The organism is Pseudoduganella sp. GW821-FHT12E03 (assembly GCF_058807115.1).
Genome location: NZ_JBXAQJ010000002.1, coordinates 279,573 through 304,543, shown reverse-complemented (window position 1 = coordinate 304,543; position 24,971 = coordinate 279,573). Strand labels below are relative to the sequence as shown.

Sequence of the window (24,971 nt, the reverse complement as noted above, 5' to 3'; positions counted from 1 at the left end):
GGTTCCCGTGTTGATGCTTTTACTTCAAGCGTATTACTTCACGTTATAGAACGCGTCGCGGCCAGGATACGAAGCCGTTGCGCCCAGGTCTTCCTCGATGCGCAGCAGCTGGTTGTACTTGGCCATGCGGTCCGAACGCGACATCGAGCCGGTCTTGATTTGCAGCGCGTTGGTGCCAACCGCGATATCGGCGATGGTCGAATCTTCGGTTTCGCCCGAACGGTGCGAGATCACGGCGGTATAGCCGGCGCGCTTGGCCATCTCGATCGCGGCGAAGGTTTCGGTCAGGGTGCCGATCTGATTGATCTTGATCAGGATCGAGTTGGCGATGCCTTTCTGGATGCCTTCTTTCAGGATCTTGGTGTTGGTGACGAACAGGTCGTCGCCCACCAGCTGCACCTTCTTGCCCAGCACTTCGGTCAAGTGCGCCCAGCCGTCCCAGTCGCCTTCGTGCATCGCGTCTTCGATCGACACGATCGGGTACTTGGCGCACCACGACGCCAGCAGCGCCGTGAATTCCTCGGCGCTCAAGACTTTGCCTTCGCCTTCCAGGTGGTATTTGCCATCCTTGTAGAACTCGGACGCGGCGCAGTCCAGGCCCAGCGCGATATCCTTGCCTGGCGCATAGCCGGCTTCCTCGATCGCCTGGATGATCAGCTTGATCGCTTCTTCATGCGATTCAACGGAAGGCGCAAAACCGCCCTCGTCGCCCACTGCCGTGGTCAGGCCCTTCTTGTGCAGGATTTTCTTCAGCGTGTGGAACACTTCCGCGCCGTAGCGGATGGCTTCCTTGAAGCTTGGCGCGCCGACCGGGATGATCATGAATTCCTGGATGTCCAGGTTGTTGTCGGCGTGCGCGCCGCCATTGATCACGTTCATCATCGGCACCGGCAGGGCCATGGCGCCCGAGCCGCCGAAGTAGCGGTACAGTGGCAGCTTGGCGTCGTCGGCCGCGGCCTTGGCCACCGCCATCGACACCGCCAGGGTGGCGTTGGCGCCCAGGCGGGATTTGTTCTCGGTGCCATCGAGTTCGATCAGGGTGCGGTCGATCAGCGCCTGCTCGGAAGCGTCCAGGCCGATGATGGCTTCCGCGATTTCCGAGTTGATGTTGTCAACGGCCTTCAGCACGCCTTTGCCGAAATAGCGCTTGGCGTCGCCGTCGCGCAGTTCGATGGCTTCGCGCGAGCCGGTCGAGGCGCCGGACGGCACCGCCGCACGGCCGGTCACGCCGGATTCCAGCAGCACATCGCATTCCACAGTCGGATTGCCGCGCGAATCGATAATTTCACGGGCAATAACATCGACGATTGCAGTCATTTCAAATCTCCTAATTTAGCCAAGGGTGCCGGGCCTTCAGGCCGGGCATCCTCATATCAAAACGGGGCAGGCCCCATTTACATCGAATAGCACCTGGCCCAATCAGGCTGGGGTGCCGATTTTCATAATTTTCAACGCGTTGGTGCCGCCCACCAGGCCCATCGGCTCGCCCCAGGTCAGCACCACGTTGTCGCCGCGCTGCACGATGCCGCGCGCGATCAGCAAGTCTTCAACGGAACGCAGCACCACTTCGCGCTCGCGCGTCTGTTTCAGTTCCAGCGCGGTGACGTTGCGGAACAGCGCCAGCTTGCGCTGCGTCGCCACGCTCGGGGTCAGTGCGATGATCGGCACGTCGATGCTGTTACGGCTCATCCACAGGCAGGTCGAACCCGATTCGGTCAGCGCGGCAATCGCCTGCACGCGCAGGTGGTGCGCGGTGAACAGCGCGCCGTAGGCGATCGACTGGTCGATGCGGCTGAAGGTGGTGTTGATCAGTTCCACGTCCGGGTTGGACGGGTTCCATTTTTCCGCGTCCAGGCAGATCGCCGCCATGGCTTCCACGGTTTCAACCGGGTATTTGCCGGACGCGGTTTCCGCCGACGTCATCACCGCATCGGTGCCGTCCAGCACCGCGTTGGCCACGTCCGACACTTCGGCGCGGGTTGGCACGGCATTGACGATCATCGATTCCATCATCTGGGTCGCGGTGATTGCCAGCTTGTTGGACGCGCGCGCCATCTTGATCATGCGCTTTTGCAGTGCCGGCACGGCGGCATTGCCCACTTCCACGGCCAGGTCGCCACGGGCCACCATGATGCCGTCGGAGGCGTCCAGGATTTCCTGCAGCGCGGGAATCGCTTCGGCGCGTTCGATCTTGGCGATCATGAACGGCTTGTGGCCATACGGTTCACCGGCGATATTGGCCAGCTGGCGCGCCATTTCCATGTCGGTGGCGTTTTTCGGGAACGAGACGGCAACGTAATCGGCCTGGATGCTCATCGCGGTTTTGATGTCTTCCATGTCCTTCGCCGTCAGCGCCGGCGCCGACAGGCCGCCGCCCTGGCGGTTGATGCCCTTGTTGTTCGACAGTTCGCCACCGATTTTGGTGGTGGTGTGGATTTCACTGCCGATGATGCGGTCCACGGTCAGCACGATCAGGCCATCGTTCAGCAACAGCACGTCGCCGGCTTTCAGGTCGCGCGGCAAATCCTTGTAGTCGAGGCCAACGCGCTCCTGGTTGCCCAGTTCGCCGTTCTCGCCCCACTTCGCGTCGAGGATGAACTTGTCGCCGTTTTCCAGTTCGATCTTGCTGTTCTCGAATTTGCCGATACGGATTTTCGGGCCTTGCAAGTCCGCCATGATGGCGACTTCGCGGCCGACGATGGAAGCCGCTTCGCGCACCATGCGGGCACGCTCGACGTGGTCCTGGGCTTTACCGTGCGAGAAGTTCAGGCGGACGACATTGGTGCCGGCGCGGAACATGCGGACCAGGGTCTCGATGTCATTCGATGCCGGGCCGATGGTCGATACGATCTTGGTCGCGCGCTGCTTGGCGGGTACTGCTGCGTTCACGTTCACATTGTCTTTCGCGCTGTTCTTTACGCTGTCTCTCACGGTATGCCTCTTGGATGTATTGGTCAGTACTGCAAAAAAAGACCGGCGCGAAGCGCCGGTCCCGATCTCATGTTGAATCAGCCGCTGTTACGCAGGCCGGCTGCCACGCCGTTGATGGACAAATGAATGCCTTCGCGGGTGGCGGCGTCGGTCTCGCCATCGCGGAAGCGGCGCAGCAGTTCGACCTGCACGTGGTTCAGCGGGTCGATGTACGGGAAACGGTTGCGGATCGAACGCTGCAGCAGCGGGTTGGCGTCTTGCAGTTCGGCCTGGCCGGTGATCTGCTTGACCGCTTCCACGGTGCGCTCATGTTCGGCCTTGATGCGGCCAAAGATCGCGTCGCGCAGCGCCTCGTCGCGCACCAGGGTGGCATAGCGGCTGGCGATCGCGATATCGCTCTTGGCCAGCACCATGTCCATGTTCGACAGCAAGGTGGTGAAGAATGGCCAGTCTTTGTACATCTGCTGCAATTGCGCCAGGCCGTCCGGGTTGTTGGCCAGGAAGGCTTCCACGGCCGAACCGAAACCGAACCAGCCCGGCAGCATCACGCGGCACTGGGCCCAGCTCAGCACCCATGGAATCGCGCGCAAGTCTTCGATCGACGTGGTCTTTTTACGCGAGGCCGGGCGGCTGCCGATATTGAGGGCGGCGATTTCGGAAATCACGGTCGATTCCCAGAAATACTGTTCAAAGCCGTCGGTCTCGTACACCAGCGAACGGTAAGAGCGCAGCGCTTCATCCGACAGCGCCTGCATCGCGGCCAATTGCGCCGCTGAAGCCTTGCCGGCCGCGCTGTCGCCCAGCAGCGTCGCTTCCATGGTGGCGGCCACCATGACTTCCAGGTTGCGGCGGCCCACTTCCGGGTTCGCGTATTTGGCGGTGATGACTTCGCCCTGTTCCGTCAAACGGATACGGCCCTGCACGGCGCCTTGCGGCTGCGCCAGGATCGCGTCATACGACGGGCCGCCGCCACGGCCGACGGAACCGCCGCGGCCGTGGAACAGGCGCATCTTGATGCCGTATTTCTCGAACACTTGCACCAGCTCGATCTCGGCCTTGTACAGTTCCCAGCCGGACGTGAAGTAGCCGCCGTCCTTGTTGGAGTCCGAATAACCCAGCATGACTTCATGCATGGCGCCACGCGACTTCAGCAAGTCCATGTACAGCGGGATCGCAAAGGCCTTGCCCATGATGGCGGGACCGGCGCGCAAGTCGTCGATGGTTTCAAACAGCGGGATGATGTTGACCGCCATGTGCGATTCCGCATCGACGCGGCCGGCGCGCAGCAAGCCGTGTTCCTTCAGCAGCAGCGCCACTTCCAGCAAATCCGACACGCTGGCGGCTTTGGAAATGATGTAGTTGGTCACGCATTCCGGACCGTAGGCCGCGTGGGCCTCTTTCAGCGCGCGGAAGATCGCCAGTTCGCCGGCCGTGTCGTCGCTGTATTCCAGGTAAGGGGAAATCAGCAGGCGCGGCGTGTGCAATTCTTCCAGCAGCAGCTTGCAGCGCGCATCTTCATCGAGCGACTTGTAATCGACGCCGGGACGGGCCGCCCACAGCAGTTCGGCCACGACGCGTTCGTGCACGTCGGAATTCTGGCGCAAGTCGATCGGCGCCAGCGAGAAGCCGAACACGTTGACGGCGCGGCGCAGATGGCGCAGGCGGCCACGGGCCAGCACGGCCGAACCGTTGGCCACCAGCGAACGGTGCACGATCTCGAGGTCGGCCAGCAAGGCTTGCGGGTTGGCGTATGGCTGCACTTTCGCATCGGCTTGCGCGCCGGTGGCAAAGCGCAGGCGGTTGGCGGACAGGCGCGCATGGATGCCATAAATGGCGCGGCGGTATGGCTCGTCGATGCGGTGCGGCGACAGGTCGGCCGAGGCGTCGGCCAGCGCGCGCAGCTCGTCCGACGACCCCGTCATGGTTTGCGCCAGCGACAGCTGCGACGCCAGTTTATGCAGTTCGCCCAGGTAGTGCTCCAGCGCGACATCGGCCTGGCGCTGCAAGGTCGCTTTCAGGATGGTCGCGGTCACGAACGGGTTGCCGTCACGGTCGCCGCCGATCCAGCTGCCCACTTTCATGAAGGTCGGCAGTTCTTCCTGCGCCCAGCGCGCATCCAGCTTGGCCAGGCTATCCTGCAGGTTGCAATACAGTTGCGGCAGGCCGGACAGGATGGTGCGGTCGAAGAACGACAGGCCGTTTTCCACTTCATCGAGCACCGACAGCTTGGCCGTGCGCAGCAAGCGGGTATTCCACAAGGTGTGGATACCGCGCGCCAGCGCGTTCTCGTTGCTTTCCTGTTCTTCCGGCGTCATGTGCACGCGGTCGCGCTCATCGAGGACGCGGGCGATCGCCATCTGGCAATTCAGGGTGGACTTGCGCTGCACTTCGGTCGGGTGCGCGGTAAACACCGGGCTGATATGGGCGTCGGCAAAGAAGTCCGGCAGCGCATCGACCCGGCCGGCATTGACGACATTTTGTACCGCCTTGGCCATGCTGCCCACGCGCGGCGCGGAACCGGCGATCAAGTGGGCGCGGCTGCGGCGCGTGTGGTGCTGGTCTTCCGCGATATTGGCCAACAGCGAGAAATACGTGAATGCACGGATCAGCTGGCTGGTTTCCTCCTGGCCCAGCGCGTGCAGCGCCTGGTCCAGCTCCGCCTTGGCCTGCTCGCACTGGTCGCGGCGGAAGCGGATCGCCAGCTGACGGATGTTTTCAATGCGGTTGAACGCTTCCTCACCGTGCTGTGCGCGTATTGTCTCGCCCAGCATGCGTCCCAGTTGCCGGATATCCCGTCCCAACAACTCATCCTTGAACTCAACCGCCTTCGACCCATCCATGTTGCTGTCCTTCACCGATATGTAGTAATTTTACAGATTAGAATAAGAATTACACCAAATACGGCATAGCTCAACTATAAGCCGCCGCATACACCTGGTATAAGGTAAATTTACTACATTATGTGCAAAATCGTTAAAGCAGGCAACTAGAAAGTTTTGCGGCGCAGCATGGGGGTGGGAAAGGCACGGTCGTGCTTCTAACTTACCTAGCTGCAATTACTTGCGGGCACGCAATATCTGCACTGCACTGCTCCCTAGAATGGATTCATGAATTCAATCCACAGGGGAAGCCGCCATGGACTTCGTATCCAAATCCGGATTCATTGCCAGCGGACAGGGGCGAACATGAATAGCCCGCTGTTTCGCTCTGAAGCGCTGGCGGCCCGTGGCAGTCAATGGCTTGGCCCAATCCTGCTGGCCAGACCTGTTCCGATGCGGATCGCCGCGACCGTAGCCGCAATGCTCGCCGTTGCCCTCATCATTTTTCTGTACACAGGTGTCTATACATCCCGGGTGCGCGTCCAGGGGCAGTTATTACCGGCGACGGGAGCCGTCCGTGTGTCTGCCCCGCAATTCGGACGTGTCACAGCGTGCCACGTTCGTGAAGGCGAGCATGTTGAAGCGGGCAAAGTGCTATATGAAATATCGGCGACACGGATGACGGCAGATGGCAACCTGGATGACCGTATCCTGGCGACGTTGGAGAAAAGACGCTCGCTGCTGGTCCAGGAACAGCAGTTCCAGGTACAACAGGCAAACACTCAGGAACAAGCCTTGCTCCGCCGGCGCGCCCTGGCGGAAGCATCAATCCGCCGTCTGGAAAACGAAATCGCACTACAGCGTAGCCGCGCGGCCACTAGCAACGCCATGTTGGCACGGTACGCGACGCTGCATGAGGAAGGATTCCTGCCACAGCTGCAGTTAATGCAGCATCAGGCGGAACGTGACGAACAGCTATCGCGTGTCCAGGTATTGGAGCGGGCCATATTGGATGCGCGACGCGAGTTATCGCAATCCGATGCGGAAATCGCCCAAGTCCGCACACAGTCATCGATCAATGCGATTCAAGCTCGACGCGCATTGGAAGGCCTCGTCCACGAATCTGCGGAACAACAGGGAAGACAGCAAAGCCAGGTGCTGGCCCCCGCTGCCGGTACAGCGACGGCGCTACTTGCGACGGTAGGCCAAACTGTGGCGCCCGGCGCGCAGTTATTGTCTATCGTTCCTGACAATGGGGGACTCGAGGCCCACCTGTATGCGCCCACCAGCGCCATTGGATTAGTAACGGAAGGACAGCCCGTTCGGCTCATGGTCGCGGCCTACCCTTATCAAAAATTCGGTTATGTGGCTGGAACTGTCACTCGTGTCGAACAAGACACCATCGCCGCGCCCAATGCAACTGCGGCGGGCCCGGCGCCGGTCTACCGGATTACCGCGTCACTGTCACAACAGGGGATCGCGGCCCACGGCAAACGTCACCGCTTGCTGCCCGGGATGACCCTGGACGCGGAAATCCGCCAGGAACAACGACGGCTGTTCGAATGGCTTGTGGCGCCCATTTTGCCGGCCACACAAGGCGACTCAACCGCTAAATGAATTTGCCGCCCCGACCGGGTGGCAACAGACCGCACAGCGAGATCGATACATGTGCGGAGTCCTTGGTCCATCCCATGGATAGACCTTCCATCGTAACCAGGAGAACCAACATGCGCGAGATTGAACAGCACGAACTGAACAGTATCGGCGGCGGTGACGGCACACCTCAAGTGACGATCAGCCGCAAGCGGGATGACAGCGCCGCACCGGCGCGAGTCGGCACCATTCAACTCAGCACGGGCACAAACAGTGGCACGAGCGGTGGCGGCAACGCTGGTGGCGGGGGAGCAGCATCCCAAACAACCGCACCGAAACCTACGACCACCACCAGCGGTACGATTACAGAGACTTGCACAGACACGCGCATCACTGAAGCCAGCGGTAGCTTCACCGGCTTTAGCATAAAAATGGTCGGTGGCTGCACAACAACCCGCACTTCCACCACCCACCAGACCAAGTAACTTCCATTAAAACTGCCGCCGCCAGTGCCCTGGCTACTGGCGGCAAAAGGACTCCCGCGCCATGAATATATCCGCCATTACTTGCTCACTGCTGTTTCTGGGCGGCATCGTCTTATGCGTTACTCCCCCAGCGTTTGGACAGCATCGCGAGGAATTTTCGTTGCCGGCGAATGGCACCGCCGATGCGACCACCGGCGTCATTGAATGGCCCGCCGGTCCGCTGCGCCAGTGGAACGGCCCGGTCGTAGTATTAATTCCCCCCGCAGGACCATACACCCGTGACGGCTGGCAGGCGCCGGCATTTCCAGGCCAAACACGGCACCACGCGCCTTTTTCCGATTTGTCCGCCGCGTTGCGCAACGTAGGCATTGCCGTCGTCAGATTCGAGCATCCCGCCGCCCGCGTACCGCAACGCCAGTGTCGCGAGACATTGCAACGAGGCGACATCAATGAATTCACCTTGCGCACCAAGTGCATCGACTACCGGCTGATTGCAACGCTGACGGTAGCCCGCTACCGTGCGGCGCTCGCCAATTTGTTAGCCCATGTCCAGCGTCGGATACCGCAATCCCGGAGGAACATGACGTTGTTCGGCTTTTCGGAAGGGCTGGTCCACTCGGCCGCGATCGTGGAATCCACCGGCATCCCTGTCGCGGCACTGGTATCGGTGGGCTCCCCAGCGGAAAAGGTGTCTGATGCAGCACGATGGCAAATCGAGGAGCGCGCGCTGGAATGGCTGCCCCGATTTGACCTCGATGCCGATGGCATTGTCACCAACGACGAGATCCGGCTCGGGTACCAGCAGGGCATCGGTAACATCATGTCGCTGCGCTTATGGATCAGTCCAGATGGCCAATGGGATCAGCATAACCTCGATCAGTTGAAATCCCGCCTGGAATTCACCTATGCGGAAATACTTGGCGAATTTGGCGACGACAAGGAACTTGGCCGCCTGCACTGGCGCTTTATTAACGACCAGGTCGGAGCACCCTACGCGACCGACTCGTTCTTGTACCACATCCTCCAGGACTCCCTGTCAACGGTCGATGTCATGGAGCGGCATGGACTACCCGGCCTCTACCTGTGGGGCGACGCCGATACACAAGTCAGTATAAAGCGGCAATTGCCCCTGATTGCAGAGGCCAGTGCCCGTGGCGCCAATATTCAGTTCCAGCGGTACCCGGGACGCTTGCACTTGCTGTCAAACGACCCGGACGAAGTCTGGTTCGAGCCCGAGTTTGCGGCAACGATCGCGCATCGGGTTCGACAATTCCTGAATGGCGTATTGGAGGCGCCTGGCCCCGGACACAGGACCGCAACCAAACGCCAGGCCCGTACAAACTTTTCAAAATCTGCCTTAACCGGGCAGCATTCCCCCATTCCACCTGGAATGGCAATTCAACCTGCAGAAGGAGACTTAAACCATGCGCGAAATCTCAAATGATGAACTGGGACAGGTTTGCGGCGGCCTGAAAGCGTCGAGCCGCATGATCAAACAGCCCGACGATGGCGATATCAAACTGCACCCGGTTCCGTACGCACGTGACGGAATGCCACCTGTGCCCACCAACCCTGCACTAAAGCCTGAAGCTCAACAAGATGTACTCACTATGCCCTCGCCCACATCCACAAGCACGACCACTCCTTCCGTCAACGTGGATTCAGGCAGGCGCCCGCGTAGGCCGATCCGCTACCTGATGGGTTTAAACAAGAATTCTGACGCCTAATCCGCAGTACAGCGCCGGAACTTATCCGGCGCCCTCACCACAGGTCAGGAGGCGCCATGCACACATTGTCTGGATTACAGTTTGGAAGCAGGCGCGTTCCAATCCTGCTGCAGAGCGAAGCCGCTGAATGCGGGCTTGCCTGTCTCGGCATGGTAGCGGGATGGCATGGCCTGCACTCTGATCTCGTGACGTTGCGTTCACGCTTCCCGTTATCGCTCAAGGGCATGAGCCTGCCACAGCTGATCGCGTGCGCAGAACAACTGAACCTCAATTCCCGAGCCGTCCGACTGGAGCTGGACGAATTGCCGCAACTGTCACTTCCCTGCATTTTGCACTGGGACCTGAACCACTTCGTCGTCCTGGTCAGCATCAACCACAAGCGCGCCGTCATCCACGATCCCGCTGTAGGCAAGCGCCATGTGGAAATCAATGCATTGAATGCCCATTTCACTGGCGTTGCACTTGAACTTACACCGAATACAGGCTTCAAGCCAGCCGATGAACGACGCCGAGTTTCGCTGGCGGCGCTGACTGGAAAAATTGCCGGCTTATGGCATTCGCTGGCGCTGGTATTCGCCCTGGCACTGGCGCTTGAACTGTTCTCGCTTGCAGGACCTATGTTGAACCAGTGGGTCGTCGATGAAGCCCTCGCATCGGGAGACAGAGAGCTGCTCAATGTCATTGCCGCCGGCTTTGCGCTGATGCTGGCCATGCAAACCGCCATCGCGCTGGCGCGAGGCTGGACTGTCATGTTTCTTTCGACGCATTTGAACCTGCAATGGGTTGCCAACGTCTTTGCCCATCTCTTGCGGCTACCGGTGGCATGGTTTGAAAAGCGGCACTTGGGCGACATCGTGTCCCGCTTTGCTTCCATCAGCGCCATCCAGCACACGCTGACTACCGGCTTTATAGAAGTCATCCTTGACGGCCTGTTTGCCATCCTGACCCTGGTCATGATGCTCTACTACAGCATGCAACTCACCGCCATCGTGCTGGTGGCGGTCGCTGTCTATACGCTGCTGCGCGCCCTGTTTTACCAGCCACTACGGGAAGCCAACGAAGAAGCGCTGGTACTCGATGCGCGGGAACAGAGCTGTTTCCTGGAGACCCTGCGCGGAGTACAAGTCATCAAGCTACATGGCCGTGAGCTCGACCGGCGCAACCGGTGGTTCAATCTCGCCGTGGACTCCGCAAACCGGACCATACGCACTGAAAAATTCATGCTGTGGTTTACCATCGCAAACACGGCGGTATTTGGCCTCGAAGGACTGCTGATCCTGTGGCTGGGCGCGGGTAAGGTCATCGCCGGCAGCTTCACAACAGGCATGCTGTTCGCTTTTACCGCCTACGGCAACCAGCTAGGCGGCCGCCTCTCTGCTTTGATCAACAAATTTTTTGAATTCCGGCTGCTGTCGCTGCATGCGGAGCGGCTGGCCGACATCGTACTGGAAGCGCCGGAACCCGATGGCCGCGCCGATTTGCCTACCCAGCGTTTACCTGCCCGGCTGGAGTTGGTGGGAATCGGATTCCGTTATGCGGACCAGGAACCGTGGGTGATTCGCAATCTGTCGCTCACGATCGAGCCTGGCGAGTCGCTTGCCATTACAGGTCCATCAGGCTGCGGCAAGACCACGCTGGTCAAGCTGATACTCGGTATATTGCAGCCAGTTGAAGGTGAAATTCGATACGGTGGACATCCAGTATCGCACCTTGGTCCCGCCGCTTTAAGGCAGGTGATGGGAGCCGTCATGCAGGACGATCATTTGCTGGCAGGTTCGTTGGCCGACAATATTTGCTTCTTCGATCCCCAGCCGGACCTCGCACGTATCGCATCATGCGCGCGCGCTGCCGCGGTTCATGAAGACATCAGTGCCATGCCGATGGGTTACCAGACGCTGGCGGGCGATATGGGAACCACCTTGTCCGGTGGCCAGCGCCAGCGTCTGTTCCTGGCCAGGGCGCTCTATAAACAGCCACATATCCTGGTACTGGACGAGGCCACCAGCCACCTTGATGTCGAACGGGAACAACAGGTCAGCAGCGCGATCAGTGCACTCAACATCACACGCATCTGCATTGCCCACCGCCCCGAGACCATCGCCATGTCGCGCAGGATACTGCGCATGGAAAATGGCGCCATCGGCCGTGACGAACGCAGCGACCACATTCCGTTCAGCGGCCAACCTGGTGCTGAACCGCCTCATCCCGCAACACCTCGATCCGCCTGATCTTTTCCTCCATCTTTGCCAACTCCCCCTCCGGCACCCCCGCCGCCCTGCCCCGCTCCACGTCGGCGCGCAGGCGCGGCACTTCTTCCTTGGCGGCATCGGCGAAGGAGGCCAGCAGGCGCGCATGGCGGCCCTGTTCGAAGCGGCGGTAGGCTTGCGGATCGGCCAGCTGTTCGGCGCTCGGCCGCGCCTGCGCGGCAGGGTCGTCGTGCACCACGGGCGGGGTGCGCGGGTCGCCGTGTTCGCGGGCGTCCGCCATCGACAGCCACGCGGGGGTGCTGCTATCGACGGGGGGCAGCGGCACCCGTTCCGGTTCCGGCGGCGGCTGGTCCGCCAGCGCCTGCATCCATTGGGGCCCTTCATCGGCCGCAGGCGCGGGGGCAGCGGGTGCCGGGATGGCCGCCGCGCTGGCCGGCAACGGCGCCGGTCCGCCCTGTGCCGGCCACGCGTACCACGCCAGGATGGCCACGCACGCCAGTGCGGCCAATGCCGTGCGCCTCCTCATGGCGACGGCTCCAGCACCCGCAGCGGCGCGTCGAGCAGGCTGCGGTTCAATTCAATGTCGGCCTCGCGCACCACCCGCTCGCGCAGCGCGGCCAACTGCGCAATGGCCGTGCGGCGCGCGATGGCGCGGCTGGCCAGGTAGCGCACACTTTCCGCATCGGGAGGCTGGTAGCCTTCCACGCGCTGCTCGACCAGCACGATGTCCCAGGTCGCCTTGTCGTGCGGTCCGACCGGGGCGCGCACGGGGCGGGACACTTCGCCCGGCGCATGCGCAAAGGCCAGTTGCTGCAGCCAGCCGGTCTTGCCGGCCGCGTCGATCCAGCCCAGGTCGCCGCCCTGCGCCGCATTGCCCGCGATCGACACCCTGCGCGCCACCGCCGCGAAGTCCGCGCCGCCCTTCAGCGCGGCATACGCCTGTTGCGCCGCCGCTTCGTCGTGCGTGCGCAGGTGGCGCGCCCGGACTTTCTCGATGCGGCGGAATTCATCGCGGTGCCGCTCGTAATACGCGCGGATCGCGTCCCGGTCCGCCTGCGCGGCCAGCCGGTCCAGCAGCGCGCTGCCGCTGTCGGTGTCCGCGCCGATGCCGTGCAGGCGCTGCACCGCCACCACCACCATCTGGTCCGACAGCGCGCGCCGCAAGTCCGCCAGCGCGGCCTCGCCAAAGCGAGCGCGCGCCCAGTCCAGCACCGCCAGCACGCCCAGCGCCTGGCGCGCCTGCTGCGGCAAGGCGCCTGGCTGGCGCGTGTGCAGCGCGATCCGGCCCTGTACATTCTGGCGGCGGTATACGTCATGCAGCGACAGCGTCCCTGTCCCGCCGCCGGGCAACCGGTAAGCCAGCACCGGCAAGGCTTTCGCCTGCTCCGCCTGCGCCCCGGTCAGCGAATAATCGAGCCGCAGCGCGCCCTGCTTGCCAAACACCGCGTCCAGCGCCGCTGCGGGCACGCCCGGTTCGGCCACGATCAATCCATCGAGCGATCCGCCCGGCAATTGCGCCAGCGCCTGTTCCAGTTCTTTCTTGTACAAATTGCGCAGCAGCGCCGCCAGTTGGTCGTCGAGCGCCACGTCATGCGCATAGCCGACGCCCTGCCCCGTCAACAGGATAGCCTCGCCCCATTGGATACGGGCGCTGGCGGCCAGCAAGCGTTCGGCCACCAGCGTCTCCAGCGTGGCGGCGCGGGCAGCTTTAGGATCGGCCAGCCGCGCCTGCCGCCACAGGGTGTCGAGCGTGAACGCCTGCAGCGGCGCGGCGTCGATGCGCGCCGCCAGCGCGGGATCATCCACACCAAGGCGCACCGCCGCCGGTGCCGTCGTGGGTAATGCCGCGAAGGTCACGGCTACAGCCAGCATGACGGCAGGCCCGGCGCGGAGCGCACCCCGCCACGCGCCACTCAACATGCCCTGCAACGCGCGGTACGACAGCCGGTCCGCATGCGCGGCCGTCCCCACCCCACGGCGGAACACCGGCCCGGCAGGGACCGGCGCCGCAGCGGGCGGTATCAACACTGCCCGCTTCCCCATCAGTTACCCAGCCGTTCAGCCGCGCGGTTCAGCACGTGCACCACCATCGCGATCGAATGGGGAATCATTTGCTTGGCCACGCGCGAGCGGTCGCCATGGTCGCTGGACGACAGCACGATGCCGCCATTCGCGTACGAATACGTGCCGCCCTGGGTCAGCAGCGGACGGATGTCGACACCGGCCGGCGCCACCGGCGTGAAGTCGGCCAGCGCGGCTTTCACCAGCGCCGGGTCATTCAGCTTTTCCGTGTCGTAGTAATCCTGCACCCACTGTTCCCAGCCGCCATGGTCATGCGCGGAGGTGGTCCAGGTGTGGTGCGGCTGCAGCAAGTCGGTGGTGTGCAGCACGAAACCCAGGGTTTGCGCGGTCGGCTGCGCCAGGAATTGCTGGAACCAGTACTGGCCCAGGTTGTCGATCGGCTGGAACGGCATGGTTTCAAAATCGGCGTACTGGTTCACGTTCGAGCTGCCGCCCAGGCGGTAATGCGCTTCCGTCACGCCATAGCTGTTGTACTTGCTGCTATCGCCGAACCAGCCCTTCAGGCCGCCGGGACCATCGTCCAGGTAATCGCCGTACAGCCAGCCGGCCGCCATGTTGTCGATGTCGCCGTTCACCGTCAGCTTGGCATAGTTGTAGCCGCCAAACGGGTTGCCGTGCACGTCGGGTCCGGAGGTGTGGTTCTGGAAGTGCCAGTACGACGTGTACTTGACGATGGACGCGCCCGCGCCCCACACCGGCGCCAGCACGCAGCTGCCGGTCGATGCGCCGCACAGGTAGGTGTCGGCGAAATCATCGACGTCATACGCACCCTGGCCCAGCGCCTGCGCGAACTGGTCCACCGTGTAGCCGGCGCGCGCAACGCCCGTGGCCAGCTTGTTGTAGTTGGTGGTGGACGGATTGTTTTTCATGAACGTCACCGCGTCCAGCACGATACGGCGGTGCGTTTCCTGTTGCCAGGCGTGGGCAGGCGTGGCGATGCCCGCCGCCATGGCCAGCGCCATGGCAGTCATTCCAACTTTCATAGTTTCCCTGAATTAAAAAGTACGAACGGTCGCGTTAAAAAAAGCGAGGGCGCAGCGTAACATAACAAATCGACAAATTTAACTATTTGGCAAATTTGTATAGTCAAATTGCGAAAAAGCCACACTTTATCAGCGCAATGTGACGCGACCGTGACCCACTGGTTCAGGGTTTGGGCATGGAGCGCAGCGGCGTCGCCGGCCGCAAATGGCCCTGGCCATCGACCAGCACCCGCTGGCTGGCTTTGGCGGTGGAAGCGCCGATACCGGCCAGCACCCGCATCGCGCCCAGCAACACTTGCTGTTGCACTTCCATGTAGGCGGCATAGGCGGGATCCAGCACGTAATAGACCACTTCGAATTCCAGGGCATCCTGCGTCACCGACTTCAAGTGGGCGCGGTCAAAGCGCACCTGGCGCTGGGCTTCCACCACATGCTGCAGCGCTTCCGGCACCCGCTCGGCCACATCGACCGGCGTCGACGGCGCCAGGTTCAGCGAGAATTGCACGCGCCGGTTTTGCATGCGCTTGAAGTTGCGCACGGTATTTTTCAGCAAGTCCGCATTGGCAATGACGATTTGTTCGCCGCTATCGGCGCGGATACGGGTGGTTTTCAGGCCGACATGTTCCACTGTGCCGGAAAAACCGTTGACGCTGATGGCGTCGCCCACTTCGAACGGTTTATCGACCGCGATCGACAGCGAGGCAAACAAATCGCCCAGGATGTTTTGCACCGCCAGCGCCACCGCGATACCGCCGATCCCCAGGCTGGCAACGAAGGCGGAAATATTGATACCCAGGTTGGACAGGATCGCCAGCAACAGCACCACCCACAGGGCGGTCTTCAGCGCCCACACCATCAAGGTGCGGGCCACGGTCGGATTGGCGGCGCCGGTGTCGCGCGCCTGCGCGGAGGGCCGCCCGCCAAAGTAGCGGCGTGACCCGATGTCGATCAGCTGGTTGACGTACAGGCCAATTTGTACGCCCAGCGTAATGAACCACAGGTGCGTGACCCGGCCGGCCCACGGCTGCGGCAAGTCCAGCACGGTGAGGCCGATCAGCAGCGCCGTGATGACCACCACCAGGTTGCTGGTCTTTTTCAGCATCGCGCACAGCATTTCCGCCATCGGCTTGTTGGCGCGGCGATCGGCCTGCATGCGTTCGAGACGGCGGCGGGACAGCGCCACGGCCCCGTGAATGGCAAGGTAACAGGCAAGCGCCACGCCGATGCTGAGCAGCCAGTTTTGCCAGTCGGTTCCTTCAAAGATGCCGTCGAATGCGGCGACCAGTTTTTGGTAGTTCAAAGCATGCTCCCTGGGCCTGAATAACATGCTCGACTGTAATTCGGCAATCACTTCATGACCGTGCGCCCCCGCACATACGGCGCGGGAATGTGCGAGAGCGAACGGTATCGGGCCCGGGACCGGCGCACCATGTGGGTTCTGTCCACAGGAGGCCATCATGACCAAACGTATTGGAAACAAGGATATTGCCCAGCACCGCAGCAAGGAAGAAAAGAAACGTATCCACGCCGCAAACGTTGCAATGGAAGCGGAAAAGCAGTCGCAGGCCCGGGAAAAGTACCGCAACCTGCAAAAGGGTCAACCTTTTGCAGTCATGAAGGAAAACTGAATCCCGTCAGGCGACATGCGCCGCGCCGTCCCTGCCCCCATGCGGGATTGACGGGTCGCCGGCAGCGTGCGCGCGCTGCGTGCCGCGCGGCGCGCTGAATTCCAGCACCATGCCGCTGTGCGGCCGGATGGTTGCCGCTGCCCGCGCGCCGTCGGCCGGCGCCAGCCGGAACACACTGACCAGTTCCGCCAGTTGCCCGGCCTGGTCTTGCAGCGCCCCCGCCGCCGCCGCCGCTTCTTCCACCAGCGCGGCATTTTGCTGCGTGGCTTGATCCATTTGCACCACCGCCTGGTTGATCTGTTCGATGCCGGACGATTGCTCCGCCCCCGCCTGCGTGATTTCCGCCATGAGGTCGGTGACGCTGCGGATGCCCGCCACGATATCGTGCATGGCCAATCCCGCGTCTTCCACCAGGCGGGTACCGGCTTCCACTTCGCTGACGGAATCGCCGATCAAATGCTTGATTTCCCGCGCGGCGGCAGCGGAGCGCTGCGCCAGGTTGCGCACTTCCGACGCCACCACGGCAAAGCCCCGTCCCTGCTCGCCGGCCCGCGCCGCCTCCACGGCCGCATTCAGCGCCAGGATATTGGTCTGGAACGCAATCGCATCGATCACGCCGATGATTTCCACCACCTTGCTGGACGATGTGTGAATCGCCCCCATGGTACGCACTACTTGCGCCACCACATCGCCGCCATGGCGGGCCGAATCGCATGCGGCTTGCGCCAGTTGACTGGCGCGTTCCGCATGCTGGGCATTTTGTTTGACCGCCACCGTCATTTCTTCCATCGACGACGCGGTTTCTTCCAGCGAGCCAGCCTGTTCTTCCGTGCGCAACGACAAATCCTGGTTGCCGCTGGCAATCTGGCGCGACGCGGTGGCGATGGTATCGGCGCCCGCGCGCACGTCGCCGACGATACGCGCCAGGCTGTCATTCATTTGCCGCAACGCTTCCAGCAACTGTCCCGCTTCATCCGCGCCACGGACATCGATGCGGCTGGTCAGGTCGCCATCGGCCACGGTACGCACCAGCCGCACCGCCTCTCCCATCGGGCGCGTGATCGACAAGGTAATGCGCCAGGCGATCACGAGTCCGGCAAGCAGCGCGGCGGCCGACAAGGCAATCACGATGGCCTGCGCCCGTTCATACGCGGTGCGCGCTTCCTCCACGGCGGCGGTGGTCAGGCTTTCCTGGCGCTGGATCAGCGCGTCCAGCGCCGCCAGCAACCGCTCCTGCGCCGGAGCCGCTTCGCGCATCAGCACTAGCCGCGCCTCGTCGTCGTGGTTGGCGCGCGCGGCCGCAATCGCCCGGTCCATCGGCGGCAAGCCCGCCTGACGCTCCCGCTCGATCGTCGCCAGCATGGCCTTGCCTGTTTCCGTCCACCCCAGCGGCTGCAACTGTTCGAAGGCGGTGGCATAGGCCGCGCGGGCTTCCTGCAAGCGCGCCACCTGTCCCGCCACTTCCATTTCCGTGTCAACCATGACGGCATTGCGTACGTTGATGGCGGCACTGCGCACCGCGTCGCGCATTTGCGCCAATAATTTGACTTTGACGACATAGTTTTCAGTGATGTCTTGCATGTGCGTGTCCATGCGCGCCATGGCCGCCAGTCCGGCGCCAGCCAATACCGCCATCAGCACCAGCACGACGGCAAAGCCCGCCGTCAACCGCCAGCCTATTTTTATATTGTTCATCCGCAGTCTCCATGGTTGCGCCGGCATCCCGCATGGATGCCGGATCACAACCGATGGTACGGGACGGCCCGGGCCGTGAATATCAGGTGGAGCCTGATTTGTCGTCAGGAAATCCTGACGGCACGATGGGAAACTGTACGCGGATGCGCGTACCGTGACCTGGCTTGCTGTCCACCGCCACGGTGCCGCCCAGCTTGAGCGCCCGCTCGTGCATGCCCAGCAAACCGAAGGACTGGCGCTTGCGTTTCGCGGGATCGAATCCACAGCCATTGTCGCGCACTTCCAGGAAGAAGCGTTCAGCATCGCGGGCCAGGACGATGTCCACCCGGCTGGCGCCCGCGTGGCGCCGGATATTGGTCAGCGACTCTTGCACGATGCGGAACAATTCCGTGGCCCGCCCCTCATCCAGGCTGACCTGTCCTTCATCCACATGCAGCTGGCAAGCGACGGCGTTATGGCTGGAAAACTGTTCGACCAGCCATTCCAGCGCGGACACGATACCCATGTCCAGCGCACTGGGGCGCAACGCCGACACCACATCGCGCACCACCTGGATGGTCGAATCGACCAGTCCCGTGAGCGCGCGGGTACGCTCGGCCAGCGCGGGATTGGCCGCGCCAAACTGCATTTCCACCACCGACACGCCAAGCCGCAACGCCGACAGGTATTGTCCCAGTTCATCGTGGATTTCACGGGTAATGTATTTGCGTTCTTCTTCCCGCACCGCATCGCTGCGCGAGGCCAACTGGCGCAGCAATTGCTGGGATTCACTGAGGCGGCGCTCGGTTTCCTTCAGCGCGGAGATATTGCGGCCGATCGCCAGCACGCCCACCACCTGGCCATCCGCATTGCGTTCGGGCACCAGGTGAAACGCATAGTCGCGCGCCGATTCACCCGGGTCGGCCAGCCGCACGAACACTTCCGTGCCCTCGCCCGACGCCATCACGTTGCGCAGCGCCACCATGTAATCGTCCGGCGAAATGTCGGACTGGGTGCGCACCATTTTTTGGGGCTGCCGCTGCAACGCTTCGGCCATCGGTATCCCGGTTTCCCGTTCAAACGCGGGATTGACATAGGTGCGGCGGCATTCGCCATCGTAGCGGATCACCATGTCCGGCGCGTTTTCCGCCAGCGTGCGGAATTCCTGTTCGCGGCGGCGCAGCAGGGTTTCAGCCTGTTCCCGTTCGCGGATCTGCGCATTGAGTGCGTCCACCGTGCTGGCCAGTTCCGCGGTGCGCTGCGCCACCCGCGCTTCCAGCATGTCATGCGCCTGCCGCAGCGCCGCTTCCGCCTGGTTGCGCTCAATCGCATAGCGGATCGAACGCACCAGCATCCCGGTATCGACCTGCCCCTTGACCAGATAATCCTGCGCACCGGCCTGTACCGCGCGCATGGCGACCGCTTCATCGTTCAGCCCGCTCAACACCACCAGCGCCGGCACGCGCGTGCGGCACGCCTGCAGGCGCTGCATGGTTTCCAAGCCGGTCGACCCCGGCAACCCCAGGTCCAGCAACACCAGGTCCGCTTCATGGGACTGCAAGTGTTCAACGCCCTGTTCCAGGCTGGCGGCCCACGCCAATTCCCAGTCCAGCGCCCCGGCGTCGGCCAGCATGTGCCGGAACAGCAGCGCATCGCCGCGGTTATCCTCGATCAGCAAGATGCGGATGCGGTTGCGGTCCGCGGGATCGGGCGCCATCACAGCCCCTCCTGTTCATCGGCCGCCAGCGTAAAGCTGAAGACGGAACCACCTGCCGCGCCTGGCGCCACGCCGATCACGCCGCCATGGCGTTCGATGATTTTCTTGCAGATCGCCAGCCCGATGCCGGTCCCCGGATATTCCTGGCCCGCGTGCAGGCGCTGGAACATGTCAAAGATGCGCTGTCCGTGTTGCGGCGCGACGCCGATGCCGTTGTCACTGATGTCGATGCGCCAGTAACGGCCGGAGCGCTGCGCACTGATGGCGATCCGTGGTGGCCGGTCCTTGCAAAACTTGATGGCATTGGCAATCAGGTTCTGGAACACTTGCGCCAGTTGTCCCGCATCGCCCAATACGCAGGGCAATTCGCCGCAGCGCACCTGTGCGCCGCTTTCATCGATCGCGATGCGCAGCGCGGCCTGCGCCATCGCCGCCACGTCATTGCAATCGACGCGCGCAAGCGGGCGGGCCTTGGTATCGACGCGGGAAATGGTCAGCAAGTCCTCGATCAGCGCCTGCATGCGCGTCGCGCCTTCCACCGCAAAGGCGATGAATTCGTCGGCCTCGCCATCGAGCCGGCCCTTGTAGCGCCGCGCCAGCAACTGTACGTAGCTGGCCACCATGCGCAGCGGTTCCTGCAAGTCGTGCGAGGCGACATAGGCCATGCGCTCGAGTTCGGCATTGGAACGCGCCAGTTCCTGCGAGCGCTCCAGCAACTGGCGCTGGGTGGCGCGCAAGTTCAAATGGGTGCTGACCCGCGCCAGTACTTCTTCCGCATGGAATGGCTTGGTCACGTAATCGACGCCGCCCGCATCGTAGGCGCGGATCTTGTCATTGATGTCGGACAGCGCGGTCATGAAAATCACGGGAATGCCACAGGTGGCGGGATCGGCCCGCAGCCGGCTGCACGTTTCAAAACCATCCCAACCCGGCATCATGACGTCCAGCAGGATCAAATCCGGCTGGCCGAAGCGGGCCCGCTCCAGGCCCTCTTCGCCATCTTCCGCCACCATGACCGTATAGCCATGGCTGCCCAGGTACTCGGCCACCACCCGCACGTTGGCGGGGGTGTCATCAATGATCAATATCGTGGAAAGCTGGCTCGCTTGCATGGCTTCCTGCCGTGGCGACGATACGGTGAGAGTGATAGCTGTCATGATACTCCGTTATGCCAGCTGCAGTTGCGCTTCGAATGCCGCGCGCGGCATGGGTTTTCCGTACAGGTAGCCCTGTGCATGGCGGCAGCCATGCAGCTCCAGGTAGGCGGCTTGCTCTTCCGACTCCACCCCTTCCGCCACGGTTTCCAGCCGCAGCGCGGCGGCGATCGACAGCATGGCTTTCACCAGTTCACTCTTGCTGCGGTCGCCCGGTACGTCGCCGACAAAGGAACGGTCGATTTTCAGCTGGCTGACCGGGAAACGGTGCAGGTAGCTGAGCGCGGAATAGCCGGTGCCGAAATCGTCGATGGAAATGGCCAGGCCCATGCCGGTCAGGGTTTGCAGCATGTCCGCCACCGTGCTGTCGCCTTCCAGCAGCAGGCTTTCCGTAATCTCCAGCTTCAGCCATTCCGGCCGGCAGCCGCTGGCCTGCAAATGGCGGCGTACGGCGCCGGCCAGGTCATTGCGCACGAACTGGCGCGGCGACAGGTTGACCGCCAGTTGCAATGCCTGCGCGGCGCCGCCGTCGCGGTTCCAAGCGGCCACCGCGGCGCAGGCTTCGGCCAGCACCCATTCGCCGATTTCCACGATCAGGCCGGACGCTTCGGCAATGCCGATAAAGTGCTGCGGCATCACCACGCCATGGCCGGGGCGGTTCCAGCGCAGCAATGCCTCGGCGCCAATCAGGCGGCCGGTGTGCAGCTCCACTTGCGGCTGGAAGTGCAGTTCCAGTTCACCGTTGCGGCACGCGCGCCGCAATGCCGCTTCCACTTCCAGCCGCTCGGCGGCCTGGCGCGTCAATTCCTGCACATAGAATTCATGGTGGTTGCGCCCTTCGCGCTTGGCGTAATACATGGCCGAATCCGCATGCTTGCACAGGGTGGCGATATCATTGCCATCGTCGGGGCACACCGCGATGCCGATACTGGCGGACACGAACAATTCATGGCCATCGATAAAGAAAGGCTCCGCCAGGGCCGCCAGGAAGCAGGCGGCGCGGCGCGCCAGTTGTTCGCGGCCGGCCGGCACCAGCATGGCGAATTCATCACCGCCAAAGCGCGCCACCATTTCCTGCGGCAAGGCGCACGCCTGCAGGCGCCGCCCCACGTCCACCAGCAAGCGGTCGCCGGCCGCATGCCCCAGCGTGTCATTGACTTCCTTGAAGTGGTCCAGGTCGAGCATCATCAGCCCGACCGGCGGAACACGGGCGGCGTTCAGCAACGACTCGGACAACATGGTGCGGTTCGGCAAACCCGTCAGTGCATCGAAGTAGGCCAGGCGGTGCACGGTGCGGCGATAGCGGTCCAGCTCCGCCAGCAGCCTGGATTTATTGCGCTGCAAGTACAGCGCGTCGCCAGTGCAGGCATCGACCCGCTGTGCCAGCAGGCTGGTCCATTGCAACAGCCGTTCCAGCTTCCATTGCAGCCGGTCCTGCGCCGCCGGGGGGGGCGCGTATCCGGCGGCAGCCGCGCGGTACACTGGTTTTGATCCGTCAGCCATTTTGTTTGCCTCGCCTTCGTTATCCGGCCGCCAGGGCCAGGCGCTGGCGCGGCGATGCGGCCGGCGCCTGCCCCGGCCGCATCGCCTGGTTCGGCTGGACCGGCTGGAGCGGCGCGGTGTGCTCCTCCATGGCAGGAGCCAGCCGGAATACACTCATCATCTCCGACAATTCGGCGGCCTGTTCCCGCAATCCGTCCGCCGCGCCCAGCGCCTGTTCCACCAGGCTGGCATTTTGCTGCGTCGCTTCATCCATCTGCGCCAGCGCACTGCTGATCTGGGCAATGCCGTCGGTCTGTTCGCCCGTGGCCTGCGCGATGTCCCCCATGATCAAGGTGACCGACTGCACACTGTCAACAATGTCGCGCATGGTGGCGCCGGCCTGTCCGACCAGCCGCGCCCCGGCTTCCACCTTGCCGACGGAATCGGCGATCAAGGCCTTGATTTCACGCGCGGCGCCGGCGCTGCGCTGGGCCAGCGCCCGCACTTCGGCGGCCACCACGGCAAAGCCGCGTCCCTGCTCACCGGCGCGCGCCGCTTCCACCGACGCGTTCAGCGCCAGGATATTGGTCTGGAAGGCAATCCCGTCGATCACGCCGATGATGTCCGCGATCCGGTGCGCCGAGGCCTGGATCGACGCCATCATCTGCTCGACATCGGCCGTCACGCTGCCGCCACGCGCCGCCACACTGGACGCGCTTTGCGCCAGCGCCTCGGCGCGCCGCGCATGGTCCGCCGTCTGGCGCACGGCGCCGTTCAACTGCACCATCGAGGCCGAGGTTTGTTCCAGCGCCGCCGCCTGGGCTTCCGTGCGGCGCGACAGGTCGGTATTGCCGGCCACGATTTCATCGGACGCCTGGTGGATCCGCACCGCGCCGCCGCGCACCTGGTGGACGATGCCCGCCAGGCTGCCGTTCATGCGCTCCAGCGCCGTCAGCAACTGGGCGATTTCGTCGCGGCCCTCATGTTCGATGGTGTAACCGAGGTCGCCTTCGGCGACGCGCCGCGCCAGCACCACCGCCTGGTCCAGCGGACCGGTAATGGTGACGGTGGCGCCCCAGGCGCAGCCGGCACCCGCCGCCAGCGCCACCACACCGATCGCCAGCAGCGCCAGCGCCAGCCGGCGGTCTTCCGCGTCGACCTGCGCCACCACGCGCCGCGCCGCAAGGCGCTGCAATCCCGCCAGCGCCACGATGTCGGCCAGGGTGGCCTTGTTCAACGGTTCGATCTTGTTGTTAATCAGCCCAATCGCGTGCTCCGCATCGAACGCCAGCGCCAGGCCCAGCGCTTCCCGGTAGTGCGCGGCGGCCTGCCGGTGCTGGTTGCCGATATGCGCCACCAGCGCCTGCTCTTCCGGATTGAGCGCGGTGGCCGCCAGTTCGGCGTGCTGTGCATCGAAGCGGACCTGCTGCGCGGCCAGCACCCGCTCTTCCCGCTGCATGGTGGCCACGTCATGCGCCAGGCCCACATTGCGGATCGCCACACTCCCTTCCAGGAGGGAGGACTTCAGGTCGGCGCCCAGTTCACGCATCCGTTCCACGTGCGCCAGGCCGTCCAGCAATTCCTGCTTGTGCCGCTGGTGCAGGAAATGTCCCAGCAGCCCGATCACCGCCAGCAGTGCCAGCACCATGCCGAAGCTGGCTCCCAGCCTTATCCCGATACGGATGTTTGAAATTTTTATCACGTTCGACTCCGCCGCTTTGATGACTTCCGGACTTCCCATGCTCCGTACTTACCAGCATAGGAACAAGCGCGGCGGATACCTATCATCCCGGACTGATTCCTCGGTAGGGCAGCGCGACGGCGCTGTCGGGAAATCCTGACAAGGCCGGGGAACCTAACCGGTCACATCATGCGTAAACACATAGCGCATCAGTTCGGCGTTATTGGCAAAGCTCATTTTCTGCATCAGGCGCGCCTTGTGCGTGCTGACGGTCTTGTTGCTGATCGACAGTTCCGCCGCGATTTCATTGACGGTGCGGCCCTGCCCCAGCAAACCCAGGATGCGCTGTTCACGCGACGACAGCTGTTCATGCGGCGGTGACTGCTCATCATCGCTGTCGAACACCATCCGCTCGACGATGCGGGCATCGATATAGCGCCCGCCGCCAGCGACCTTGCGGATCGCGGTGGTGAGCGTCTCGGCGCCACAATCCTTGGTCAGGTAGCCATTCGCCCCCGCCGCCAGTGCGCGCCGTGCAATCTGCACTTCGTTGTGCATGGACAGCACCAGCACCGGCAAGCCGCCGTGGTGCAACCGCACCCGCTTGATCAAATCGACCCCGCTGATGCCCGACATGGCCATATCCAGCAACAGCAAGTCCACCTCGCCGTCCCGCAAGTGCGACAGCACCTGCCCGCCGTTGACCGCCTCGGCCGCCACCGCCAGGTCGGGACACAGCGCAAACAGCTGGCGCAATCCTTCCCGCACGATCGCATGGTCATCCGCTATCAATACCCTGATCATGTCA

The 24,971-nt window shown here is 63.1% G+C and carries 19 protein-coding genes; 6 read left to right on the top strand and 13 right to left on the bottom strand.

Annotation, left to right across the window (positions count from 1 at the left end):
- Nucleotides 1–33: 33 nt before the first annotated feature.
- The 3 genes from eno to ppc form a co-directional block, all read right to left on the bottom strand.
- Nucleotides 34–1,317 carry a phosphopyruvate hydratase gene (gene eno, locus AC1RRC_RS05055; RefSeq protein WP_493054172.1) on the bottom strand — a complete coding sequence of 428 codons (1,284 nt, stop codon included), beginning with the start codon at nucleotides 1,315–1,317 and terminating at the stop codon, nucleotides 34–36.
- A gap of 102 nt (nucleotides 1,318–1,419) precedes the next feature.
- Nucleotides 1,420–2,889: a pyruvate kinase gene (gene pyk / locus AC1RRC_RS05050; RefSeq protein ID WP_493054696.1), complete on the bottom strand. Its 1,470-nt coding sequence runs from the start codon at nucleotides 2,887–2,889 to the stop codon at nucleotides 1,420–1,422.
- Nucleotides 2,890–3,008: 119 nt separating this feature from the next.
- Entirely contained in the window at nucleotides 3,009–5,771 is a 2,763-nt protein-coding gene (ppc, locus tag AC1RRC_RS05045) for a phosphoenolpyruvate carboxylase (protein WP_493054171.1), read from the bottom strand.
- A 345-nt stretch (nucleotides 5,772–6,116) separates the two neighbouring features.
- Here ppc and AC1RRC_RS05040 point away from each other — a divergent pair, with 345 nt between their 5' ends.
- The 5 genes from AC1RRC_RS05040 to AC1RRC_RS05020 all read left to right on the top strand — a co-directional run bounded on the left by AC1RRC_RS05040 (nucleotide 6,117) and on the right by AC1RRC_RS05020 (nucleotide 11,783).
- Nucleotides 6,117–7,367, top strand: a complete 1,251-nt coding sequence (locus AC1RRC_RS05040) for a beta-barrel domain-containing protein (RefSeq protein WP_493054170.1) — start codon at nucleotides 6,117–6,119, stop codon at nucleotides 7,365–7,367.
- A gap of 110 nt (nucleotides 7,368–7,477) precedes the next feature.
- The gene (locus AC1RRC_RS05035) at nucleotides 7,478–7,828 is read left to right on the top strand and encodes a hypothetical protein (RefSeq protein ID WP_493054169.1); all 351 of its coding nucleotides are present in this window, start codon (nucleotides 7,478–7,480) and stop codon (nucleotides 7,826–7,828) included.
- A gap of 61 nt (nucleotides 7,829–7,889) precedes the next feature.
- A complete protein-coding gene (locus tag AC1RRC_RS05030) occupies nucleotides 7,890–9,272 on the top strand; it encodes an alpha/beta hydrolase (RefSeq protein WP_493054168.1) in 1,383 nt (460 codons plus the stop codon).
- Nucleotides 9,253–9,555, top strand: a complete 303-nt coding sequence (locus AC1RRC_RS05025; protein WP_493054167.1) for a hypothetical protein — start codon at nucleotides 9,253–9,255, stop codon at nucleotides 9,553–9,555. The genes AC1RRC_RS05030 and AC1RRC_RS05025 overlap by 20 nt, the downstream gene beginning before the upstream one ends.
- A 56-nt stretch (nucleotides 9,556–9,611) precedes the next feature.
- Complete coding sequence (locus AC1RRC_RS05020) at nucleotides 9,612–11,783, top strand: peptidase domain-containing ABC transporter (protein WP_493054166.1); 2,172 nt, start codon at nucleotides 9,612–9,614, stop codon at nucleotides 11,781–11,783.
- Here the strand turns inward: AC1RRC_RS05020 and AC1RRC_RS05015 are convergent.
- The 4 genes from AC1RRC_RS05015 to AC1RRC_RS05000 form a co-directional block, all read right to left on the bottom strand.
- Complete coding sequence (locus AC1RRC_RS05015) at nucleotides 11,728–12,288, bottom strand: hypothetical protein (RefSeq protein ID WP_493054165.1); 561 nt, start codon at nucleotides 12,286–12,288, stop codon at nucleotides 11,728–11,730. The genes AC1RRC_RS05020 and AC1RRC_RS05015 overlap by 56 nt on opposite strands.
- Nucleotides 12,285–13,790: a peptidylprolyl isomerase gene (locus AC1RRC_RS05010; protein WP_493054164.1), complete on the bottom strand. Its 1,506-nt coding sequence runs from the start codon at nucleotides 13,788–13,790 to the stop codon at nucleotides 12,285–12,287. The genes AC1RRC_RS05015 and AC1RRC_RS05010 overlap by 4 nt, the downstream gene beginning before the upstream one ends.
- Before the next feature lie 14 nt (nucleotides 13,791–13,804).
- Complete coding sequence (locus AC1RRC_RS05005; protein ID WP_493054163.1) at nucleotides 13,805–14,815, bottom strand: phospholipase C/P1 nuclease family protein; 1,011 nt, start codon at nucleotides 14,813–14,815, stop codon at nucleotides 13,805–13,807.
- A gap of 175 nt (nucleotides 14,816–14,990) precedes the next feature.
- A complete protein-coding gene (locus tag AC1RRC_RS05000) occupies nucleotides 14,991–16,127 on the bottom strand; it encodes a mechanosensitive ion channel family protein (RefSeq protein WP_493054162.1) in 1,137 nt (378 codons plus the stop codon).
- A gap of 157 nt (nucleotides 16,128–16,284) precedes the next feature.
- Between AC1RRC_RS05000 and AC1RRC_RS04995 the strand changes: the two genes are divergently transcribed.
- A complete protein-coding gene (locus tag AC1RRC_RS04995; RefSeq protein ID WP_493054161.1) occupies nucleotides 16,285–16,455 on the top strand; it encodes a hypothetical protein in 171 nt (56 codons plus the stop codon).
- A 6-nt stretch (nucleotides 16,456–16,461) separates the two neighbouring features.
- Here AC1RRC_RS04995 and AC1RRC_RS04990 read toward each other — a convergent pair whose 3' ends face one another.
- From AC1RRC_RS04990 to AC1RRC_RS04965, 6 genes are all read right to left on the bottom strand, one after another.
- Entirely contained in the window at nucleotides 16,462–18,150 is a 1,689-nt protein-coding gene (locus tag AC1RRC_RS04990) for a methyl-accepting chemotaxis protein (RefSeq protein WP_493054160.1), read from the bottom strand.
- Between the two features lie 82 nt (nucleotides 18,151–18,232).
- Nucleotides 18,233–19,846, bottom strand: coding sequence for a hybrid sensor histidine kinase/response regulator (locus AC1RRC_RS04985; RefSeq protein ID WP_493054159.1), 1,614 nt, complete (start codon nucleotides 19,844–19,846; stop codon nucleotides 18,233–18,235).
- Nucleotides 19,846–21,003, bottom strand: a complete 1,158-nt coding sequence (locus AC1RRC_RS04980; RefSeq protein ID WP_493054158.1) for a sensor histidine kinase — start codon at nucleotides 21,001–21,003, stop codon at nucleotides 19,846–19,848. Before AC1RRC_RS04980 ends, AC1RRC_RS04985 begins: the two co-directional genes overlap by 1 nt.
- Before the next feature lie 9 nt (nucleotides 21,004–21,012).
- Nucleotides 21,013–22,503 (bottom strand): putative bifunctional diguanylate cyclase/phosphodiesterase, encoded by a 1,491-nt coding sequence (locus AC1RRC_RS04975; protein WP_493054157.1) that lies wholly within the window; start codon nucleotides 22,501–22,503, stop codon nucleotides 21,013–21,015.
- Nucleotides 22,504–22,522: 19 nt separating this feature from the next.
- Nucleotides 22,523–24,184 carry a methyl-accepting chemotaxis protein gene (locus tag AC1RRC_RS04970; protein ID WP_493054156.1) on the bottom strand — a complete coding sequence of 554 codons (1,662 nt, stop codon included), beginning with the start codon at nucleotides 24,182–24,184 and terminating at the stop codon, nucleotides 22,523–22,525.
- Between the two features lie 153 nt (nucleotides 24,185–24,337).
- Entirely contained in the window at nucleotides 24,338–24,967 is a 630-nt protein-coding gene (locus AC1RRC_RS04965; RefSeq protein ID WP_493054155.1) for a response regulator, read from the bottom strand.
- Between the last annotated feature and the right edge of the window lie 4 nt (nucleotides 24,968–24,971).

Excerpts from the sequence above, each read along its gene's own strand:
- eno (WP_493054172.1), bottom strand. The coding sequence starts at position 1,317 with ATGACTGCAATCGTCGATGTTATTGCCCGTGAAATTATCGATTCGCGC.
- ppc (WP_493054171.1), bottom strand. The coding sequence starts at position 5,771 with ATGGATGGGTCGAAGGCGGTTGAGTTCAAGGATGAGTTGTTGGGACGG.
- AC1RRC_RS05040 (WP_493054170.1), top strand. The coding sequence starts at position 6,117 with ATGAATAGCCCGCTGTTTCGCTCTGAAGCGCTGGCGGCCCGTGGCAGT.
- AC1RRC_RS05035 (WP_493054169.1), top strand. The coding sequence starts at position 7,478 with ATGCGCGAGATTGAACAGCACGAACTGAACAGTATCGGCGGCGGTGAC.
- AC1RRC_RS05030 (WP_493054168.1), top strand. The coding sequence starts at position 7,890 with ATGAATATATCCGCCATTACTTGCTCACTGCTGTTTCTGGGCGGCATC.
- AC1RRC_RS05025 (WP_493054167.1), top strand. The coding sequence starts at position 9,253 with ATGCGCGAAATCTCAAATGATGAACTGGGACAGGTTTGCGGCGGCCTG.
- AC1RRC_RS05020 (WP_493054166.1), top strand. The coding sequence starts at position 9,612 with ATGCACACATTGTCTGGATTACAGTTTGGAAGCAGGCGCGTTCCAATC.
- AC1RRC_RS05015 (WP_493054165.1), bottom strand. The coding sequence starts at position 12,288 with ATGAGGAGGCGCACGGCATTGGCCGCACTGGCGTGCGTGGCCATCCTG.
- AC1RRC_RS05005 (WP_493054163.1), bottom strand. The coding sequence starts at position 14,815 with ATGACTGCCATGGCGCTGGCCATGGCGGCGGGCATCGCCACGCCTGCC.
- AC1RRC_RS04995 (WP_493054161.1), top strand. The coding sequence starts at position 16,285 with ATGACCAAACGTATTGGAAACAAGGATATTGCCCAGCACCGCAGCAAG.
- AC1RRC_RS04990 (WP_493054160.1), bottom strand. The coding sequence starts at position 18,150 with ATGAACAATATAAAAATAGGCTGGCGGTTGACGGCGGGCTTTGCCGTC.
- AC1RRC_RS04985 (WP_493054159.1), bottom strand. The coding sequence starts at position 19,846 with ATGGCGCCCGATCCCGCGGACCGCAACCGCATCCGCATCTTGCTGATC.
- AC1RRC_RS04980 (WP_493054158.1), bottom strand. The coding sequence starts at position 21,003 with ATGACAGCTATCACTCTCACCGTATCGTCGCCACGGCAGGAAGCCATG.
- AC1RRC_RS04975 (WP_493054157.1), bottom strand. The coding sequence starts at position 22,503 with ATGGCTGACGGATCAAAACCAGTGTACCGCGCGGCTGCCGCCGGATAC.
- AC1RRC_RS04965 (WP_493054155.1), bottom strand. The coding sequence starts at position 24,967 with ATGATCAGGGTATTGATAGCGGATGACCATGCGATCGTGCGGGAAGGA.